Raw genomic sequence first — 17,096 nt, forward strand, 5'->3', positions numbered from 1 at the left:
CCTATTTTCAGTGGCCAACCTAGCCCCACATCTTGTTTATCGGTGTTGCTGTCAGGGCCCAAACATTCGGATCAGATCATCTGCCAGGGCCCAGGCGACCTGTTCATGCCAACCTATTGCTGGCTCACTCCGGTATCCGGAGCTGACGATCGACACTCTCGCTTTAGCCACCAAGCCGGCAGGGGTAGTTGCGGGCAGAATGCCTATTTTCTCCAGAGTGCACGCTGAGTAGCCAGCATCTCATCCAGTCGGTTTTCGACATTTTCTGGAACCTCTACACCGTAACGCTCATCATCCTCCTTCATCTGGGCGGAAATCTTCTGTTCCTGCCTTAGATAGAGGTCACACAGTTCAATAAGAGGTCGATCTTGATCGGGCGCAGTCTGACTTTTTGGGGGAACGGGCAGACCAGAAGGACTGCTGGTTAGACCTCCAAGCAGACTGCGTGGGCAGGATGGCTCTATGGGAGAGCGGTCAGACCTAGTCATGCCCGCGGTTCCTTGGTGTGACGCCCGACCCGAGAGGCTGATCAGCGGTCATATCTCGCATGACAGCCCATACAAGTGAGTCAGACCATGAGCCGCCTTCCACCTCCTTATCCAGCATTTCCTGTGCATAGATACGAACAGCCTGCGCCCGCGCGACGTGTCCCTCCCACGTGCAGGCGCGTAAGGAGCATATCTTCTGGAAAAGCGCAGTTCGTTCAGGCCGCATCTCGTCTTCGATGCGGTCCACTTCATCGTCATCCAGACTAGATTCATTGGAGGCGAACTGGAGGGCTTGTTCCAGTTCGGCAAACCGATGTGACGCCTGGATCAATTCTGCATCCGGGTTGTCTCGCGTCTCTGGTAGGAGATGATGTCGGGTGAGAGGCAAGATGGCTGCGACCATGGTCAGGAAGGATCTCCGGTCCGACGGGAAGGCAGACTGTTCGCTCATATCCGTATCTCCAGCGCATCGCGCAAGATGGCGCCAAGGAGGCGCTCGTTCCAGAATTCTGAGTTGGAGTAGGCCAGGGTGTCTTCTTCCCATTTGGCCAATGTCCGTACGCGGGAAAGGAGACCAGTCAACGTTGTCGCCTTGGTCGCACAGATCTGGTTCATGGCTGCGAGCATCCGTGCGTTTATGGCAGACAGGCACTTGTCGGTTTTCGTCTCATCATCCCTGCAGCTATCGTCTCCAGAAAAATATGAGAGCCATTCGACATGGAGGGCGTCAAACTCCAAGCACAGGCGTATCAACTCCGCATCGGTCGTCATGACGAGGCACTCCTTTCAGCAACTGTATGGGTCCGGGTCTCCTCCATCCTTTTCTGGAAGTCGGTCATAGAGCGGTGGACCTGCCTAAGCTGCCATTCGATCAGATGGGTGTGGTCATCTGGGCTATGGGTGAGTTCCAGGTCATCCCGAAGGACTTTCAGGATTTCCAGAGCACCCTCGATCCCGCACTCCACATCGTAGGCAAAATTGGTGGATGTGATGAGCAGCTTATTGAGTATCTGAACGCAAATCTTCGGAGATGGAGCGCTCATCGCATGGCCTCCGCATGGTGGTGGGCGTGCATGTGGCGCGGGTTGGCGTGCTCAGGATGGGCGAAGCACAAGACAGCCACCAGCATGAGGGCACCCGCAGCCAAGGCGCCCGTCATATCGGGCAGCAGGCGAACGATAGCCCCCGCATCGGGCAGGCTTTTACAGGGGGAGGGGTGTACCCATGCAGGCATGGGCATGCTATTGGCGTGTTTAGCCATTGCCGAACTCTTCCTTCGGTTGTGGTTAGGCCAGGCATGGGAGGGTGCAAGCTCCCTGTCTGGCCGCTCGGCTTCTTGCCGAATGTCTAATTTAGTGACATAAGCAATCTATGGCTGCAAGAGATAATGGCACTAAACAAGACATAATGCCCGCGCAGGCGCGTGCGGCACGTGCTCTTATCGGCTGGTCTCAAGATGAGCTGGCTGCATTCAGCAATATTCCTAAGCGCACGATTGTGCGGTTTGAGGCCAGCGTAGGCGTGCCTCGCCGTTCCACAATCGCAGCATTCAGGCCGCCCTGGAAGCCGCGGGCGTCGAGTTCATTTTTGAGAATGGTGGAGGTGCTGGGGTCCGGCTGAAAAAAGAGGCCCGGCCAGACTCCGGCATTGCCATTGCCAAGGTGGTGTAGGTCAGATGTAATGCCGAAATGAAAGAGGCGAGGGAGTTGGAGCTCCCCCGCCTCGAATTGCCCGCTTGTAGCCCCAAGCGGTCGCCGGTCTGAAGGTGTAACCAGCACCAGCAGACCCTGCCATAACCTATGTTCGCCCGTGTCCGGGTGCAATGGTTTTCAGCAGGAAAAGGCGGTCGCTTCTCCAATGGAGTAGAATGTGACCGCTGTTGATCCCGTTACCCTTGCCGCTACCAAAGCCGACCGCAAGCACGCCAAGCTGCTACGCGGTGGCCGTCTGTCCGGGTCCGATGCAGGCCGCCTCGCGCGTCAGGTGCGGCGCTGGCACCACGCTGGACAGATTTCCCTAGCCATGTGCCGCATTGCCGAGGGCATGATTCTCGATATGCGCCAGCACGGGCAGGACCTCATCAAGAAAAGCATGACCGAGATTGCTCGTGCGACCGGCACGGCACGCTCAACCGTGGCGCTGGCCTGCGGGCACTGGAGCGGCTGGGGCTGTTCCAGAAGATCAAGGTCAGGATCAGGCTGCGGGACTGGGTGAATGGTGGCGTCACCAGCCGACAGGGCACATCGGTTTATGTGTTCCTAGCCCCGGAAAACCGCCAATCTCACACAGAGTCCGATGAGCGGACCGTTTCCCCAAGCAGAAATATTATCTTAGATGTAGCAACGCCTTTACCGGCCTCTGCCATAGCCGCCAGGCACGAACTGGACGCCCTGGCACAGCGTCAGATGGACATGTTCAGCCAGAACTGGACCAACCGAGGCCCCTCCAAATGGTTCCGACAACCCTGACCGTGAAAAATCACCCTGCCGGGACAGCCTGAATTGCTCATGACGCAGGTGTAAGTCGATCGGTACGACTTCTGCCGGGTTAAGTCATACCTTTAGGAATGGTTGGTATGACCTTTCTGCGAATGGGTAAGACTGGATTGATAGATAGTCAGACCTATAGACATAATGGTCTGCCTATCTCGCTATCTAGTCAGACTTTCCTTGCGCGTAGTCTGACCATAATGAAAAAATACCCATCTGGTTAGGTTTTGTGATAGGATGCGGCCATGCCAACAGTTCACCGATCGGGCCGTTTCCGATTCATGATCTATGCGAATGACCATGATCCGGCCCATGTCCATGTGTTCTGTGATGGTCGTGAGATCATCATCAACCTTGGGGAAACCGAGGCAACGATCCGGGAGATTGCCCCCGGCGTGAAGCGGGCAGACGTACGCGAGGCGTTCAGGATCGCAGTGGAACAACGTGAAGCCCTATTGGCCGCATGGAGGACGATTGATGCGCAACGATCATGACATCGAGAAGCAGATAGACGCCGCTTATGAACGTGGTCGCATTCGGCGCGAGACAGTGCCCCAGGCGATTGCTGCCGGTTACGATGCCACGACAGGCCGCGTAACCGTTGAGCTGTCCAACGGCACACGCTTTGAATTCCCCGCTTCACAGGCTCAGGGCCTTGAGAGGGCAACGCCAGAGCAGCTGGCCCAGGTAGAAATCATGGGCGGTTACGGCCTGCACTGGGAGGCTCTGGATGCTGACCTTCTAGTGCCGGAATTGATGGCGGGCCTGTTCGGATCCCGCGCCTACATGGCGGCAAAGGCGGGGCGGCAGGCATCAGCCGCTAAGGCAGCTGCCGCACGCCGGAATGGTGCTAAGGGCGGACGTCCCCGGAAAGTAGCATAAAAACCACGGTATCGATTGAGTCAGATTACCCCAGCCGTGCAAGACTGCCCTGAGAGGACTGTCCGAATTGCTCATGGGGTGAATGTCTGCTGATCGGTCTTACCTCTGCCGTAAAAAGGCAGATCCTATAGCCCATAGGGTATGACCATAGCCGCTAGAGGTAAGACCCAATCTCCTTCTGGTCGGACCATTAGGCGTGATGGTCCATCTACGGCTACATGAGGACTCTGCCGGGGCATGCTGTCCCATCCTGCAGGTGCCCGCACCAACGGTGCAATGGTGTATGAGAGCCTGCATTTCTGTGGGGAGCGAACGGGGAGCGCTTAGGGGGCGCCGCCTATAGGAACTTCATTATATGAAATCAAAAAATAGGCCGTCCTCACGAAGTGCCTATAACTTATGAAATCAAAAAAAACCTGAAACGCCGGTTTTTGAGCCCCCTGCCTGTCATGCCTATATCCGCCCCTTGTCCGGTGTCTATCGGGTATGTGTCAGGTGTTTGTCCGGCTTGAAAACGGACCAGGCGGAATCTGTCAGCACAACATCAGAGACCAAAGACGGGGCAGGATAGGTGATGTAGGCCCACATCACCTCCTGCCTATTCGCGCTCCGCGCTCAATGATTTCCGATAGGATGTGATACCATATTAAGGTATCGCCTGTTTGAATGACTACGCCCCATCGTATCCTGGTGACATGAAGCCCCTGTTCGGAAAGGCCAGGGTTCACCATCGGCCTCGTCCGCTGCCGGACACTGATAAGGGAGCGATAACATCAATGCGGGAATGGCTGGAGCAGAACGGAGTTGCGCCATGAACAACATGATGGAGATTGGCGGCCACCGGGCCGTCATCCAGTTTGACCCGGAAATCGGCATGTTCCGAGGCGAGTTCCTTGGCCTGAACGGTGGGGCAGACTTCTACGCGGACAGCGTGCAGGGGCTGCAGAAGGAAGGCGAGACCTCGCTCCGCGTGTTTCTGGAGATGTGCGAGGAAAAGGGGATCGCCCCCACGAAACGCTACTCCGGTAAGTTTCAGGTTCGCCTGTCGCCAGAGGAGCATGCCCGCGCAGCTGAAATCGCAGCCGCCCGTGGCGTGAGTCTCAACCGTCTTGTCCAGGACGTACTGGAGCAGGTTGAGGGCTAGGTTCGTCTGTGGTGGTCTGCCCCTCAGACCTTCATAGTCTGCCTATGGGCAATATCAGTCAGACCAAGACGGTATACGGTCTGCCTTTGCTCCTTTGTGGTATGACTTCCAGCTAAAATAGTCTGACCATAGAGCCGGAAAGGCAGACCAAATCCTATTCCAGTCTGACTATCTCGGTGTATGGTCATACCAGCAGACGTGAGAGGCAGACTTCATGACAGACCGCGAAGAAGACGCAAAGGCGGAAACGGACAACCGCATCGCGCCCTGGACCATCAAGGGCATCCCTCCAGAGATCCGTAATGCAGCTATTGCCGCAGCCAAGCGTGAAAAGCAGACCATTGGCGAATGGCTTGGCCGGGCAATCCGGACCCAGGTGCAGGCTGACACACAGGCCGACCGCGCACCCGTTCCGGTTAACCCGCAGGCTACACCACAAGCAGATATGAGCGAGGTGGAGCGCCTGATCCAGATGGCGACCACGTTGGCAAACACGCCGGGCGGTGACCCCGTGCCCAAGACTATCAGCCGGACAGCCAATGGCCTGATCCGCGACAGGCTGCGCCAGCTTAAGAAGGGTGGGAGATAGCATGGCGGACAAGGAGCTTCATCTCTCTCCGTCGATGGATGGTCCGCTGCAGGATTATTTCAGGGCAGAAGAAGAGTTGGCTGTCAGTGCCACACGGACGGCATATGGCCTTCTGACACAGCACATTCAGAAATATGGCTCCAAACTGAAGCATCAGTTCGAGGCTCTGAATTCATCGAGCCAGAGCCTGGCAGAGAGCCTGCTCATGGCAATCCTGCTCACATCAGATTCAAGTTTTTCCGGACCTCATGTCTGCAAGAAATGGGATGATCGGCCTGGGTGGAGCGAGGGAACGCTCACAACCATTGTGCATATGGCTGAGGTTGCCGCAGGTCAGATTGTCCATTTCGGATGTGAGGTCCGACATGGCAAGCATACGCGCCAGTTAGCCATCCTGCTGGATCTGGATCGTCCGGGCGAGAGGTTGCGGTCAAAGACTGAAAAGGAGAAGCTTCTCTCCAGTTTGGGCTTCCGTATCCTGACCTTTACGGAAGCGGAGCTTATAGGATCATCCGATAACTGCCATGATCGTGTTCAGGGCCTTCTGGCGGAAATGGCAGGCGAGGTAGATCACGACGAGTGGGATGAAAAGCATGCGGGGGCATAGGTAGACTGGCCACGGTGCCTAGTCTGACTCCCGTCGGGTGTAGTCCGACCAGATCAGCCTACGTCTTATCAGGATGGCCTTGATAGTCAGACTTTCTCATTAGAAGGTCTGCCCAGATCATCGGCGCCTTGCTCCAGACACCGATAGACGCTGGTACGTCCGATGCCGAGCCGGCGGGAAATCTCGGTTGGACTGATACCTTGTCGGCGCATCTCGTGGATCTGTTTACGATCAATGGATGCCTTGCGCCCTTTATAGACGCCACGTTCCTTTGCGGCCGCAATGCCCTCCAGTTGCCGTTCCTTGCGAAGATTGGTCTCGAACTCAGCGAACACTCCCAGCATGTCGAGGAACGCCTTGCCGGCCGCGGTGCTGGTATCGACCGGCTGTTCCGTACACTGGAGCTGAGCGCCCTTGGCCTTCACTTCCGTGATGATGGTTTGCAGGTCCGCTATAGAACGGGCCAGACGGTCAATGCGCGTCACCACCAGCACGTCATCAGGACGAAGGAACGCGAGCAGGGTCTCCAGCTCAGATCGTCCCTCCCGGCTTGTGCCGGATTTCTTCTCCATGCGGATCATATCGCACCCAGCCTGCCGGAGCGCATCTTCCTGCGTGGTGGCATTCTGATCGGTGGTAGAGACACGGGCATATCCGTATCGCATGGCGTGGTCCCTAAAAGTGTTCCGTTTGGGTCTAGACATTCATCTATAATGTTCCATTTGCAATTAGACAACCCTAACGGAACACGGAAAGCCGCCATTCTGGAGTTCCGCCCCGTTGCGCCATATCGGTATACCCAAATGGAACGAATATCGCAGGCTGCCTACACCTGGTCATGGCTACCCGTTTACGACCCTTCGCCACCCTTTTTGCCTACCTATCGCCTACCCATGAAAATGCGGGCCCTCATACACCATTGCACCGCTGGTGCGAGGACGACCAGGAGAGCGCCAGATCCTGAGAGTGTCACCACTCTCTCGAGCATGGAATGCGAGTAAGGCCGTGTGCTACGTAGGCACACATATCTTGCCCCTCTCTGATTCGTTCTCACTCAGCCTCACATGGCCCGAGACGGCCCTGACAGGCTGAGTGTCTTGCTTCGGGCCAAGTCGGGCCATCTCAGGCTGAATAGGACAGAAAACAGACAGGCAAGATATGTTGCCCCCTATGGGGCAGCGGCCTTACTTGTGCTTCGCACTCGACGGGTCTCCTGGGGAGGGGTGTTGAGCCTTACATTCAATCTCAGACTGTCCTGTATGGGTCATCTGAACCATTGATATGCAGCCGTCAGAAGGGCAGCCAAGGCCGCCATGAAGTCAATTATGTCTCGGAAGGTAATTTTAGAAAAATCCATTGCCGCGGCCTCCTGTCCACTTTCAGGAGGGTGGCATCACGACCTGAGGAAGGTCAGTGGGGTTGTTGTCCCCTTTGAGATATTCAAGGATTTTCCGCACGTAAGATGCGAACACAGCCGGTGATCAGCGGGCTATGGCCGCCAGATCAGGCGCCCATTCTTTTTCGTATAGCTTTGTTTACAGCGACATTGATAACGCGCGGAGCCTTCAGAAGGACGGTTTGTTCCACCACCTCATCAAAGGGCAACCGTTTCGCGTAATTTGGGGGATGAGGGAAAAAATATATAATTGGGACCACCCTTCCTGGGCCAACCAGCTTCCAAATGCCAAGTGGGCGCCCATTCCCGTGAGACCTGGCAACAAAATATTCGGATTTCTGGCCGCGGGCATTTTTTTTCTGGCGTGCTAACTGCCGTACAGTTCGAGCACTTATGCTTTGACCACCAAGCAGATCTAGCCGGCTTAAGATTTTGGATATCTCGCTGGCAGGGATGTTCCCATATCTGTCTTTTGGTGCCCCTCTGGCAGGAATCCAGTACTGACCGCCTGAGATGCTGGCCATTAATGTCTCTGACCTCTTTGCGGGGCGCGGCCCTCCAAAGATCTGAGGCATGAGATATTTGATGGCAGGAACCCCTTTTGGGGCCCAATCTCGCGATTCAACATAGGCAGTTAAGTCGCTGGATTTGGCAGGCTTCGCATAAAAAGCGTTGAGTGTGAAAGGAGTTGGATTATCGAAAACCTCCTCCATTTCTGACCGAACAGCTTTTGCTCCATCCTGGGCAAGCATCGTTAAAGCATGGGCTGTCGCATCCGCGATTTCGCCCTTAGCCAGTTTGGTGAGTTTTTTCTCTATATCCAGACTGTCCAAGGATACCTTGATACCAAGCGGCATTGTTTTCCCTGTTACGATCTATCTGCCGCATCCAAGAGCGGCAGTGCATAAAAAGAGTGGTCAGCATTCAAGCCGTCCTGCATCGTGGTTGCAGGTTGCAGGTTGCAGGTTGCAGTAGCGGGCATCGTTCTCGATCAACGGGCACGAAGACCGCAGAAAACTGCCGATTTATGCCGATAATAAGAAGAGCCTGTCCTAGATTGTCGGGTCAGAAACTGCAATCTTGGTTGCACCTTTGGTCTTCATCGATTGACATCGGGAGATTTCCAAAAAAACACGGGGAAACAGCCATTTTTTTGGAAAATATTTTTATTTTTGATCAGAATTCCATCTGAAAACTGCAACTGCAACTGCAACCTCAAAAAAACCTGTTAGCTAGATATCTAACAGGCTTCGAACTCCCCCTGCGCGAGGGCCCCCCTAGGAGGGACCAAGCAGGGGGGGGGCTACTGTCTGCGGTCCGAGGAAGCAATCCTCGTTTTTTCAGGATCCGCAGGCGGCGAAATATGCCCCTGTCTTCTTGCTCGTACCGCGCTGAACTCTTCTGCCATGTTCTGGGATGATGCTACGTCATTGATGGCAGGATCTTTCCCTCCATCCTCGAAAGAGGCGATTGTCTCAGGCGCGCATGCTTTAGTCGCCACGTTGTTGGTATTGGGCGAAAAGCTTCCAGATCTAACGGTGGGTTTGTGACACTGGGGGCGTCTTCGACGCTTGGATTATCCTGAAAGGCAGAGACTTCCCGTGGTGAAGTAGGTTCACCTGGCTGGCTTACTGACCAACTGTTCAATGGACGTCCGATACCCTTTGGGATCATCGCACGCGGCTCAGGTTCATCAATGTCTGAACTGGCGCGGTATCGATTGCCGTTCGCCCATTCATCTGCCTTGGAGGACTGATTGTGTTTCGTCAGTTCATCCATTCGCAGGGCATCAATCCGCCGCTGGTGCCGCAGGATCTGATTTCTGGCCTGCAAAGCCGGATCAACTATCGCCTTGGTTTTCATGGCCTCTGGGCATGCAGTCCATGCATCGGAAAACCGTACAGAAGAGCCATCCTGAGACTTAAAGGATCCATTACCCAGCATATTTTCCAATGGATGATTAAGGCTGGGAATAAGCGCCTTTTCCACGACATACCCGACATCGAGGCCGGACATAGCGAGTGCCTGGATTTTATTCAAAACAGATACCAGGGGCCGGCAAGCAGCTTCTAATTCCTTGGAAAGGGCCTGCCTGACTGTCGAGATGTATTTGTTAAGTTCCAGATTGGTTTCAGATGACGCTGTCTCTATGGCTTCATCGGCAGCAGACAATTTGGTCGGGAAATAGCGCTGTGCCGATTCAATCTGGTTAATTTTGTAGCGGATGCTTTCCCGACGAGACTGGATAGCATCCCGTTTTTCAATTGCATCCTTGGTATTTTCAATGATGACATCAGCCTCAGCGGCATCAAGGTCTTCGTCCAGGTTGGCTAATTCCGAACGGCATTTAGCCAAGTCAGATGCGAGAGATGACTTCATGCTTTCCAAGCGGTTGCGTCCAGCAATCGCCATTTCAAGCTTATTCAACATTTCAGATAGAACTGACGGGATAGGTGAAAGCTTTTCACCCGAGGCCATCGATTTGAGTTTCCCGATCATTCAAATGATCCTTTGCTGTCCTGTTGAACAGATGGGGTGAGCTTATGAATGCCGGCCCGTCTCGCCGCAGCATCCCAGCTGGCTGCATGTGGGTCATCAAAATGGACAGACCCAGAAGCTGAATTGTTGCGTGGGTGTAGGTGACTAAAGTCACGAGAGACTGAAGCTTTATGTCTCTTGTGCCCAGAAGTCTTGGGTTTACTCATAGGTATATGAAACCCCATAGGAATTATTGAGACGATCCATGCTTATCAGCAGATGGATCATATATTTCGATCATACGCCTCAGCATTTCAGCTCGCGTCATGGAAGCATTTTTTGCGCTTGCATCTAGTTTATGAAGGAGCTCAGGAGAGAGGCGAAAGGTTATGACAAGAGATGGAGGAGCAAACTTCTTCATTTTCAGATATGTAGTCTTACAATTTTAAGTATTCAAGTAAAATAATAAAATTATAATTCTCATTATATTTATATTTCTCTTAGAATAATGAGGCGATTATCTCTCAATATAAAGGAGATAAGGTTAATATAATGAGAGATCAGTCAGGAAGGTAATTTGCAGCTCCATCATTCTGCCGCGCATGAAGGTATCTCGTTGTCGTTTCTAAGGACGCATGCCCAAGATTTGCCTGGACTAAATGCGGGGGAGCGCCGTTGTCCATTGAGTGAGAAGCGCATGCATGGCGGAGCCAATGGGCCGAAACATTCGCCGGTAAACCTATTCTTTTCGCCGCGCTTTTGACGATACGATCGGCCGCGCTCACGCTAAGAGGCCCTCCATGAGAACCGCAGAGAACCGGCGCATCAGCTGACATATCTGCTCGGATGGATGAGAGCTCCTTCCACACATCAGAAGGCACGAATACGTGTCTGGTTTTGTTCCCTTTCCCAAAGATCGTGGCAGTGCCGCCGCTTTGGTGACGCGACATGTCACGCCAAGTCAGGGAACATGCCTCGGAGATGCGGAGACCCAGCTTATATAATACGCGTAGGCATGCCCGTTTACGTGGGTTTAGTTCGCCCCCAATCATGGCGCGTACCTGCTTCTGTGTCAGGATACGCTCATGAAGAGTGTCCTTGCTGGCTGTGCCGCGCAAAGGTGCGGCAACATCTACGGGCAGAAACCCTATTCGTGCTGCATACGATATCAGCGATTTAACGGAAGACAGTCGCCTGTTTCGTGAAGTTGCGGGCCCGCTTTGGCCGTTATGCCATCTCACAACATCATCCAGCGTCACCTCAGCAAGGGGTTTATTCACCTGTTCAAGGAAGGAGCTGACGTCTCGGGAATAGGCACGTTGGGTATGGACAGAACGGCCATGAAGCCATGCTCGAATGAGGTTATTTTGAGCAATATCTGTCGAGCAATTTTCATAACTGGATGATGGAGAAGGTTCGATATCTCTGTTAACCATATGAAATACCTACATAAACTATAGAGAAATGACCACTAATTCCCGATTGATAATGATCATTATCATTCGGAAAATCTGGCCTTTTCAGAGTTATCTTGCGGCTTTGACTTTTTGGCCCGCAAGATAACTCTGAGTTATTCTGACACCTTTCGTCGCCGCGCTCGCTGTAGTCTTACACTGCTGCTGCAGCATTATCTGGCAACCTGGCTGTTGAACTCTCTCCATTTGACCCGCCATCCCCGGTTAAGGCTGTCCAGGGCGATGGCGACCTCACGGCGTGACAGTTTCAGGCGTCTGATAAAGTCGTCTGCACTTGGGGGAGGCTTCCCACGGATGAATAAGCGACCATCCCGGATGCAGAGAGACAGACCATAATGCCGGGCTTCGATCAGTAAGGCTGCTGCTGGACCGAGCAAGGCACGTTCCCGATCAGCTTCGGTAACTTCTGACAGGTTGATCGGATCTTGTGATCCATTGCTCTGTCGCCGCAGGTGGACTGATGGAACGACTACTGGGATCGATACCCACTGGAGCAGGTTTTTCAGATGGTTCATATGGCCCATCCGTCTCGCACATATGGAAAATGTGGTGTTCCACGTGTTCCACGTGTTCCATATCGATTTAACGGCGGGAAACAGCCATATTTTGAATGGAAAACCGGAACACCTGCCTGTGTTCCAAGGTGTTCCACGTGTTCCAGATGCCGCCAAAACTGGAGAAATGGAACACGTGGAACACAGCAGAAATTGTGCGGTGTTCCATTCTGTATAGGCGATAAATGGCGGTTTTTTGCGGGTTCCAGAGGGATGGAACACGTGGAACACGTGGAACACCGAAAAAACACATACCTAGATCTAGATAGGGGAACGTCACTCATCGTCACCCCCCATGATCGTGCTGCCGATGACATAGACACGTGATCTGCCCATGTCGGGAAGACGTACGGACTGCGACATGCGCCCTGATTGATCTGGCAGAAGGTAACCCGCACCACATAGCGCACGGGCGGCCCGCTTGGCATCCAGACCCTTGCACACCTCCTTACGGAACATCTCGGGCAACATCAGGTATTGCCATTGGTCACCTTCTGGCGTGCCGATACGCCGTTTGAATCCGACACGGTAATTGGTGCGGATGTTTTCGTTGGCGACCATCTCACCTTCGGTTCCAGGACCGAGATTGGTGAAGCGGCTTTCGCCATGTTCCTCGATAAAGGCCCGCACCTGTTCGATAGCCTGCTTGTCTTCGGTCGCGCCGGCTCCCCCGCGTTCGGACAACCATGAGCGGAAACAGGCGCCGGCTGCATCAAATGCTTCACCCTGCCGCCACGGCAAAACACCGTACTGAGTGGCCAGTTCTCCACCAGTAGCAACCAGAGCGAACCGGGCTGCAACGCTTCTAACTTGTCCATCTGCTCCGTCCGGCAGAAACGCGGTCGAGAACTTCTGGCGCATTCCCTTGATGGCTTTGTCCAGCTCATCAGGAGCCATGCTCCGGTCCCGTGTGAGATGAGTCAGGAACGCCGGAGCGGCCGTGCCATACCAGGTCCTCGACGCGACCCGCAGATGGTCTGCCAATGCGCCGGCAGTTTCCATTCCATGCAGTTTCTCGAATATTCCCATGCTCGCACCAGCATCGGCTGACACATTGACCAGGCGCACTTCCTGTCCTGCCATCACGCGCTTCCCGGCTTCACCCATCTTGGCGGCTAAGGTGATTTCCCCGGTTGAGAGGAAAAAGACGCGCCACGTTTTGCGGGTACGGGATGTTCCTGATCGGCCGGCCCGCATCTTTCCGGTGTTATTGGCCAGCATATAGATGATGTCGCCTACTTCACGACTGTCTGCCTGACCCATCTCATCTAGGATGAGCACCGTGTCAGAGGTCTCAGATGCAACTCCCTCCAGGCCATTGGCAGTGCCACGCCATGCCCTGACCATTCCATCTCGATCGCCACGCCCCCACACGCTACCAGCCATATAGGCTGCGGTGGACTTCCCCGACTGTGCCTTGCCGACCAAGTGCAGGCCACCAGACTGTTCGCTGGCAATATCTAGCAAGGGACCAGCAAAGGCAGCTGAGATGGACAGCGCTAAGCGACTGTTCCCCTCAGCATAGGAGGCTACCTCTCTCTGCCAGTCTTCCAGGGTGCCAGCCCTTGCAAACTCTTTCCCGATGGCGGCTCGGGTTGACTGGAACACGACGGAGCGTGCGCCTTCTCCCATCGTATCGCCGTTTGGGAGAATGAAGGCAGTTCCACTGGCGGTCTTATGCCATCCAGACCGATCGACACAGCGCAGCCGTGTTTTGGTTTTGACGCTGGCAATGAACTGGCGGAGATGGCGGACGGCCGAGATAGAGCAATCCAGGCCCGCATCCGTCAGTTCACCGGCGATTTCTTTTCCGTCTCCGTGGACCAGCTTCTTGGGGATAGCCCACTGATGCAGCCGGTTATCCCGATCTTCCCACCGGATCAAAAGCCCCCATGCCAAGCCTGTTCCATCATTGGTCTCAGCTACCACCTCGAATGGGGCCGCAACCCAGATTGGAGATGGCGGCAGATCGCCTGTTGCATCAGGCAGGAAGTACAGACCGTGGCGGTTCATATAGTAGCCGTTGGGCATTTCCACGTTGGGCGCGGCAGGCTTCGCATGTTCCAGAAAGGAGCGCAGCACCACCACGGGCAACACTTCCTGATCCTGTGTCATTGCGTCAGGCAGCTCGTCCGCTAAGTCCCAGCCAGACGGCAGGCCGACCGGCAATTGGACCATACGAATGTCGCTGGCCTTGGTACCACGCAACAGGATGATCGCTTTGTCTGCCCAGGAGATGCCTGCTTCGTCATTGTCGGGCCAGATCGTGACATTACGACCGGCTAGCGCAGACCAGTCGTTGTTCTCAGCCGCCTTGCTGCCTCCCTGGGAGGTTATGACGACAAAATCAGGGAACAGGATTGCCGCGGCATCTGCGGTCTTTTCCCCTTCAACAAGCAAGACACGGGCATCAGGGTCATTGGCCAGGCGGTCGAGGCCATAAAGCGGGAGTGGTTTGCGACCCTGTTTCATGTGCCAACCGGTTTCGTCGCGCTGACGTCCACTCCTGTCCGTCCAAACGCGGTGACCATAGGAATAGGGAAAGACCTCCTTGCGGCCATCTTCCCGGTCAAATCGGACACGTGCACACAGGGGGCGTCCCTTGGCATCCCGGTAGATCCACATGCCTGAGGCCTTGGACGGCATTTTCGGGTCATGTGGAGCTGGTGAAATGGGATTCCATGTTCCAGATGCCGTGATTGTCGTAGGGATGTTTGTGTTCTGTTCCTGTGCAGACAAAGGGGCAAAGGGTTCCTGCAGGGAAGCGGCCAGAAGATTCATGATGCGTCCCCCAATCCAAGCATGTCCGAAAGACGTGCCGCAGCCTCCAGCTGGCGCAGGTTGAAAAGGTAGGCGGCAAGAGAGACGGGGTCTCCACCACGGTCACCTGTCGCGAAATCAGCCCACCGGCCAGTATTCATGTTGATCTTGAATGAACCCGGGTGCTCATCGCCCCGGCGCGGATTGCGGGCAACCCACTCGTGACCAGTCAGCTTCCCGTCTGGAAGCCACCTGGAGAGGATTGCGGGCAGTGCAGTCAGGGCAGCACGATTGATACGCTGGAAATCAATGCGTTCCATCAGTGCATGGTCTCCACGATTGGCTGCTCTTCACCATTTTCGGGAGCCATGAGCATGAAAGGCATCAGTTTCTTGGAATATGACAACCGCTCTAACCACATGGTGATATGAGGCAGGGAAGTCTCAATCAGCAGGAGACGGCCACAATCACGAGTGAGATTGAGAATGGCCTCATAATCGGAAGAGCGTTCATGCTGGGCATGGATAACGACGAAACGGGCCCATGCCAGGATCCGTCGAAGATCATCGAAATCTTGAGGTCGCTCTTTGCCTGGTTCATTGGCCGATAGAAAGGTGATGGACGGGACGCCGCATGCGCGGAGATCCTTGAGGGGCATTTTCCCCCGATTATCCGCGCCAAGCATGGCTATTTCGCCTCGAGCTACGGCCTGAAACAAGATGGCCCGCTCATGCAATCCCGCTACCTGGAGCGCGTTGATAATCTCTGGCACTTCGGTAGTACGGATACGGTTAAGAGTCCAATTATCAGCCATAAAAAGCCGCACAGGTCCTTTGGAATAGGGCATGCATGACCCATCGGAGACGCACGTCTGGCGCCCGCGCTTTTTCTTGCTCGGCATACTATGTCTCTACTTATGCGGTATTTTCAGATGGACGGGCCGGTAAGGAAGTAGGTACACTTGCCAACGTCTAAATGGCATAGGGTCGCCGGTCCGCATGGGGTTGTGGGCCGGCGATTTTTATTCAGTGCTTCTCTGCATCATCCCCCGGCGCAGAACCGACGGTAGGCTGTCGATGAAGGCAAGCAGGCTGGATGAATCAACGAACATGTGTTTCCCCAGCCTAAAGCGCCGTATTTTTCCTTCATCGGCATATCTACGGATTATATCGGCTGACAGGCCAAAGACTGCCGGGGCCCTGTGCATGGGGACTGATACAGGCAGTCCTTGGCGGGGATCCAGTTTCCGCAGTTCGGGAGAGTAAATCGGCTGCAAGGCGTTCATGGATAAGTCCCTATGCTGGACAACGCGATGTGCGTTGCTGGGACCATTTATTAATCACACAATTTCAAATAATAAAAACACATCAAATAGGCATTTCCTGGAAACTTATGGTCGGAAAATGCCTATTTGTTGGACGGATTTGCATACAATCAAGAGAATGGAAGTAGGCAATGGAAATATCTCGGGAATACTTTTCCTTCCCACCGTTCTCTTAAAGATTTAGTTTTTGAAAACTTTTCTATTTGTTTGTATATTAAAAATATACGAAAATCATTATATAAATTATCAAGCTCTTCTGATGATAAATTGCTTGTTGAAAGCTCAGTGCATCTAAAATTAACAAATTCTATAAAATTTTTCTTTGAGTTTTCTAGTTGTAATTTTTTTAATTTGAAGTCGTTATCAAGATAACTTTCTGTTTGCACATCGTCTATATCAATAGAGAAAAGCCCTTTCTCTTCATCTTCTCCCCGAGTCATGGATATAGAAGAATAATTCCTAGAGAAGTGACCATGCAACGCGACATTTACTAAAAGATTGGCGTATTCTTCAAAGCCATATTCTTTTATTTCTTCTAGCTGCTTTCTTAATTTTCTTATTATTGTTTTTTTTGTGACAGAGAAAATGCCTGCTTGGTATATTTCTTCTGCTACAGGCAAAGCACATTCGCTCAGGGTTTCTTCTGTGAAGAGATAGCGATCATAGGCAACCGCTATCCATTTGAGGGGAAGGTTTTCCCGGACGCGCCCCTTGCCCCGCTTAGGCATAGCTTCAAAAATACGTCTAAGGCAGCTTTCTCCATGATCGGCCACAAGAGAGCGAGCAATTTGCTTATCATGGAGGGATAATTTCTCGAGCCACTCTGGCAAAGTGCTGTCTTCTGATTTGCTCATGCATATCTCCGCAATATGAGACCCGCAGTTTGAGTTGGGGCAGTAGGAGCGGAGTT

General features: G+C 53.7%; 20 protein-coding genes. 7 read left to right on the forward strand and 13 right to left on the reverse strand.

What is annotated here, in order from left to right; all coding sequences use genetic code 11:
* Nucleotides 1-480 precede the first annotated feature (480 nt).
* The 3 genes from JCM25156_RS02860 to JCM25156_RS02875 form a co-directional block, all read right to left on the reverse strand.
* Nucleotides 481-939 carry a hypothetical protein gene (locus tag JCM25156_RS02860; RefSeq protein ID WP_025812077.1) on the reverse strand — a complete coding sequence of 153 codons (459 nt, stop codon included), beginning with the start codon at nt 937-939 and terminating at the stop codon, nt 481-483.
* Complete coding sequence (locus JCM25156_RS02865; protein ID WP_025812078.1) at nt 936-1,259, reverse strand: hypothetical protein; 324 nt, start codon at nt 1,257-1,259, stop codon at nt 936-938. Before JCM25156_RS02865 ends, JCM25156_RS02860 begins: the two co-directional genes overlap by 4 nt.
* A 268-nt stretch (nt 1,260-1,527) precedes the next feature.
* Entirely contained in the window at nt 1,528-1,749 is a 222-nt protein-coding gene (locus JCM25156_RS02875; RefSeq protein ID WP_025812080.1) for a hypothetical protein, read from the reverse strand.
* A 608-nt stretch (nt 1,750-2,357) separates the two neighbouring features.
* Between JCM25156_RS02875 and JCM25156_RS02880 the strand changes: the two genes are divergently transcribed.
* From JCM25156_RS02880 to JCM25156_RS02905, 6 genes are all read left to right on the forward strand, one after another.
* Nucleotides 2,358-2,702, forward strand: a complete 345-nt coding sequence (locus JCM25156_RS02880) for a hypothetical protein (protein ID WP_025812081.1) — start codon at nt 2,358-2,360, stop codon at nt 2,700-2,702.
* 556 nt (nt 2,703-3,258) lie between these two features.
* Entirely contained in the window at nt 3,259-3,471 is a 213-nt protein-coding gene (locus JCM25156_RS02885; RefSeq protein ID WP_034958223.1) for a DUF4160 domain-containing protein, read from the forward strand.
* Nucleotides 3,455-3,859, forward strand: coding sequence for a DUF2442 domain-containing protein (locus tag JCM25156_RS02890; RefSeq protein ID WP_025812083.1), 405 nt, complete (start codon nt 3,455-3,457; stop codon nt 3,857-3,859). Before JCM25156_RS02885 ends, JCM25156_RS02890 begins: the two co-directional genes overlap by 17 nt.
* Nucleotides 3,860-4,670: 811 nt before the next feature.
* Nucleotides 4,671-5,003 carry a type II toxin-antitoxin system HicB family antitoxin gene (locus JCM25156_RS02895; protein WP_025812084.1) on the forward strand — a complete coding sequence of 111 codons (333 nt, stop codon included), beginning with the start codon at nt 4,671-4,673 and terminating at the stop codon, nt 5,001-5,003.
* Between the two features lie 214 nt (nt 5,004-5,217).
* Nucleotides 5,218-5,592 (forward strand): hypothetical protein, encoded by a 375-nt coding sequence (locus JCM25156_RS02900; protein WP_025812085.1) that lies wholly within the window; start codon nt 5,218-5,220, stop codon nt 5,590-5,592.
* Between the two features lies 1 nt (nt 5,593).
* On the forward strand, nt 5,594-6,199 hold the full coding sequence (locus tag JCM25156_RS02905; RefSeq protein ID WP_034958226.1) for a hypothetical protein: 606 nt from the start codon (nt 5,594-5,596) through the stop codon (nt 6,197-6,199).
* An 86-nt stretch (nt 6,200-6,285) separates the two neighbouring features.
* Here the strand turns inward: JCM25156_RS02905 and JCM25156_RS02910 are convergent, their stop codons facing one another.
* The 6 genes from JCM25156_RS02910 to JCM25156_RS28525 form a co-directional block, all read right to left on the reverse strand.
* Nucleotides 6,286-6,864: a recombinase family protein gene (locus JCM25156_RS02910; protein WP_025812087.1), complete on the reverse strand. Its 579-nt coding sequence runs from the start codon at nt 6,862-6,864 to the stop codon at nt 6,286-6,288.
* Between the two features lie 838 nt (nt 6,865-7,702).
* Nucleotides 7,703-8,452: a hypothetical protein gene (locus JCM25156_RS27590; protein WP_084296417.1), complete on the reverse strand. Its 750-nt coding sequence runs from the start codon at nt 8,450-8,452 to the stop codon at nt 7,703-7,705.
* A 565-nt stretch (nt 8,453-9,017) separates the two neighbouring features.
* On the reverse strand, nt 9,018-10,094 hold the full coding sequence (locus JCM25156_RS02925; protein WP_025812089.1) for a hypothetical protein: 1,077 nt from the start codon (nt 10,092-10,094) through the stop codon (nt 9,018-9,020).
* Between the two features lie 229 nt (nt 10,095-10,323).
* Nucleotides 10,324-10,494: a ribbon-helix-helix protein, CopG family gene (locus tag JCM25156_RS32520; RefSeq protein WP_084296418.1), complete on the reverse strand. Its 171-nt coding sequence runs from the start codon at nt 10,492-10,494 to the stop codon at nt 10,324-10,326.
* Between the two features lie 139 nt (nt 10,495-10,633).
* Complete coding sequence (locus JCM25156_RS27600; RefSeq protein ID WP_084296419.1) at nt 10,634-11,509, reverse strand: tyrosine-type recombinase/integrase; 876 nt, start codon at nt 11,507-11,509, stop codon at nt 10,634-10,636.
* 191 nt (nt 11,510-11,700) lie between these two features.
* A complete protein-coding gene (locus tag JCM25156_RS28525; RefSeq protein WP_148299288.1) occupies nt 11,701-12,063 on the reverse strand; it encodes a hypothetical protein in 363 nt (120 codons plus the stop codon).
* Between the two features lie 22 nt (nt 12,064-12,085).
* Here JCM25156_RS28525 and JCM25156_RS30155 point away from each other — a divergent pair, with 22 nt between their 5' ends.
* Nucleotides 12,086-12,280 (forward strand): hypothetical protein, encoded by a 195-nt coding sequence (locus JCM25156_RS30155; RefSeq protein WP_206777847.1) that lies wholly within the window; start codon nt 12,086-12,088, stop codon nt 12,278-12,280.
* A 98-nt stretch (nt 12,281-12,378) separates the two neighbouring features.
* Here JCM25156_RS30155 and JCM25156_RS02930 read toward each other — a convergent pair whose 3' ends face one another.
* The 4 genes from JCM25156_RS02930 to JCM25156_RS28530 all read right to left on the reverse strand — a co-directional run.
* The gene (locus JCM25156_RS02930) at nt 12,379-14,883 is read right to left on the reverse strand and encodes a DUF927 domain-containing protein (RefSeq protein ID WP_025812090.1); all 2,505 of its coding nucleotides are present in this window, start codon (nt 14,881-14,883) and stop codon (nt 12,379-12,381) included.
* Nucleotides 14,880-15,182 carry a hypothetical protein gene (locus JCM25156_RS02935; RefSeq protein ID WP_025812091.1) on the reverse strand — a complete coding sequence of 101 codons (303 nt, stop codon included), beginning with the start codon at nt 15,180-15,182 and terminating at the stop codon, nt 14,880-14,882. Before JCM25156_RS02935 ends, JCM25156_RS02930 begins: the two co-directional genes overlap by 4 nt.
* Nucleotides 15,182-15,709 carry a hypothetical protein gene (locus tag JCM25156_RS02940; RefSeq protein WP_148299289.1) on the reverse strand — a complete coding sequence of 176 codons (528 nt, stop codon included), beginning with the start codon at nt 15,707-15,709 and terminating at the stop codon, nt 15,182-15,184. The genes JCM25156_RS02935 and JCM25156_RS02940 overlap by 1 nt, the downstream gene beginning before the upstream one ends.
* Before the next feature lie 587 nt (nt 15,710-16,296).
* The coding region (locus JCM25156_RS28530) for a hypothetical protein (protein ID WP_206777848.1) at nt 16,297-17,096 on the reverse strand (800 nt) is incomplete at its 5' end.

The organism is Komagataeibacter kakiaceti JCM 25156, from assembly GCF_000613305.1.